At 64.6% G+C, this 2489-nt stretch carries 3 protein-coding genes; 1 reads left to right on the top strand and 2 read right to left on the bottom strand.

Annotated features, from left to right (window positions below):
- The first annotated feature begins 200 nt into the window (after nucleotides 1–200).
- Complete coding sequence (locus A3728_RS10000) at nucleotides 201–1784, top strand: Ppx/GppA family phosphatase (protein ID WP_067922874.1); 1584 nt, start codon at nucleotides 201–203, stop codon at nucleotides 1782–1784.
- A gap of 12 nt (nucleotides 1785–1796) precedes the next feature.
- Here the strand turns inward: A3728_RS10000 and A3728_RS09995 are convergent, their stop codons facing one another.
- Together A3728_RS09995 and A3728_RS09990 are read right to left on the bottom strand one after the other, a co-directional pair.
- On the bottom strand, nucleotides 1797–2186 hold the full coding sequence (locus tag A3728_RS09995; protein ID WP_067922876.1) for a hypothetical protein: 390 nt from the start codon (nucleotides 2184–2186) through the stop codon (nucleotides 1797–1799).
- Between the two features lie 94 nt (nucleotides 2187–2280).
- Nucleotides 2281–2489, bottom strand: a 209-nt coding sequence (locus tag A3728_RS09990; protein ID WP_150120723.1) for a J domain-containing protein, incomplete at its 5' end; no start/stop codon positions are given.

The following is a 2489-nucleotide window of genomic DNA, read 5'->3' as shown; positions in this document are numbered from 1 at the left end:
CCCCTGCCCGACGGGCAGTTCGCCTTCAACTGTCACCGGTTCTTCATGGAAAATCCCTCCCTGTCCGGGCGAGGGTCGGCGGGGGCGTCGGATGTGCCGAAGCTCACCCATACCGAGGATTAGCACCTTTCAAAGCGATTGACCTGAGGTGCCGGCTGGGCCACTTTGCCCCCGCAACCGGATGGCCCGCGGGAGTATGCATGGCAGACCAGACCGAAACCCTGCCCCGCCAGGTTCCCGAAACCGGTGTGGCCGATCTGGGCCTGTTCGGAAAACCCCTGTTCGAAGACCCGAGCGCACGGGCGCTGTCGCGGGTGGGGGTTGTCGACGTGGGCTCCAACTCCGTCCGGCTCGTGGTGTTCGACGGGGCGGCGCGCTCCCCGGCCTATTTCTACAACGAAAAGATCATGTGCGCCCTGGGTGCGGGGATGTCCGAAACCGGGCATCTGTCGCCCGACGGTCGGGTGCGGGCGCTGTCGGCCATGCGCCGGTTCAAGAAGCTGGCGGAAAGCATGGGGCTGGCTGATCTGTCGGTCGTGGCCACCGCCGCCGTGAGGGATGCCAGCGACGGGCGCGATTTCTGTGAGGAGGTGCGCCGGGAAACCGGCCTGCGCATATGGGTCATCGACGGCGAGGAAGAGGCGCGGCTGTCGGCGCAGGGCGTGTTGCTGGGCTGGCCCGGCGCCTACGGTCTGGTCTGCGACATCGGCGGCTCCTCGATGGAACTGGCGGAGATTTCCGGCGGGCGGGTGGGCCGACGTGTCAGTTCTGCGTTGGGGCCGCTGAAACTGCGCGACATGAAGGGCGGCGCCAAGGCGCGGCAGGCCCATATCAAGGAGGTCATCACCGGCCTTCAGGAAAAGATGGGCGCGCAACGCGACCGGCTTTTCCTCGTGGGTGGCTCGTGGCGGGCCATTGCCCGGATCGACATGTACCGCAGGGGCTATCCGCTGCACGTCCTGCACGAATACCGGATGACGAAGAAATCGGTCGCGGAAACTGTGGCCTTCATCCAGAAATCCGACCTCGACGAGTTGCGTGGCGCCTGCGGTGTCTCCTCCACCCGGATGGCGCTGGTGCCCTATGCCGCCGAGGTGCTGAGCCGGCTGGTCAAGAATTTCAAGCCGAAGGACATCGCCATTTCGAGCTACGGCATCCGCGAGGGGATGTTGTATGAGCAGATGCCGCAGCGGCTGCGCGACCGTGATCCGCTGATCGAAGCCTGCCGCTTTGCCGAGGCGAAGGATGCCCGCATGCCAGGCTTCGGCAAGGTGCTCTACAATTTCATCCTGCCGCTCTACAAGGGCAGCCCTGCCCCCCGGAAGCGTCTTGTGAAGGCCGCCTGCCTGCTGCACGACGTCAGCTGGCGCGCCCATCCCGACTACCGCGCGGAAACCTGTTTCGACAACGCCACACGCGCAAACCTCGGCGGGCTCAAACATTCCGAACGCATCTATCTTGGGCTGGCGCTGCTGCATCGCTATTCGAACAAACGCGAAAACACCCGTTTCGCGGATCTGCACGACATGGTGGATGCCAAGACCCAGACAGAGGCGGAAATCCTCGGCAAAGCGATGCGTTTCGGCGCGATGCTGTGGATGAATCAGGATGCCGAGACGAGCAGCCTGAAGTGGTATCCGAAAAAACGCATCCTCGAATTCCGGCTGACGCCCGAAACCGTGCCGCTGTTTGGCGAGGTCGCGGAATCGCGGCTGCGGTCACTGGCCGCGTCCCTTGAGGCCGAAGTTCAGGTCAAGGTTCTGAAGGCGCGCAGCCCGTCCTGACCCACGGCGGGGTCAGAGTTCGATCTGCGGGGCGGGTTCCGTCGGTTCATCCGGGGGCATCATCGGATGGTCCGGCTTGCGGCGGATGATGATATCGCCGTTGGGCAGGATTTCAGGCGCCTGATAGGCATTCCAGTCGTCCACCTCATCCACCAGTTCGCGCAGCTTCGGCCCCATGGTGCGGGCGAATTCGCGCATGGCTGGGCGCATCCTGTCGGCGAGATCGGACAGCCCTTCGAGCGCCGGTTCCGCTTCGTTCATGATGCCTTCCATGAAAAGCTGGGCGCCCCGCTCCATCAGCGACAGGCCGCGTTCGCCGGGTGCGTTCTCCTCCTCCTGCGCGAGGAGTGAGCCGAGCGGCAGGGCGAGAACGAAGGCGGTGATGGGCAGAAGACGTTTCATAATGCCCAAGATAGCACGGCCCGGGCATCTGACGAATTTTCATTCGCGCGCGCCGCATCCCTCCGGCGGAACCCTGCCTGCGGCGCGAAAGCCGTCAGCCTGCCCTGCGTTCGAAGGTTTCCCATGCGCGGTTAATGTCGATCAGGCGCTTCTGGGCCAGCATGATCGCCTCTTCCGGCAGGCCGCGCGCAATGAGCACATCGGGGTGGTTGTCGCGTACCAGCTTGCGATAGGCGCGCCGCGCCTCGTCTTTCGAGGCACCGGGCGGAAGGCCCAGCACCGTATGGGGCAAGGGGGAGGTAT

It is taken from the genome of Sulfitobacter sp. HI0040 (assembly GCF_001634885.1).
Classification (GTDB): Bacteria; Pseudomonadota; Alphaproteobacteria; order Rhodobacterales; family Rhodobacteraceae; genus Sulfitobacter.
The sequence above is the reverse complement of the archived record's forward strand: the minus strand, read 5'-3'. Positions and strand labels throughout refer to the sequence as shown.

Excerpts from the sequence above, each read along its gene's own strand:
- A3728_RS10000 (WP_067922874.1), top strand. The coding sequence starts at position 201 with ATGGCAGACCAGACCGAAACCCTGCCCCGCCAGGTTCCCGAAACCGGT.
- A3728_RS09995 (WP_067922876.1), bottom strand. The coding sequence starts at position 2,186 with ATGAAACGTCTTCTGCCCATCACCGCCTTCGTTCTCGCCCTGCCGCTC.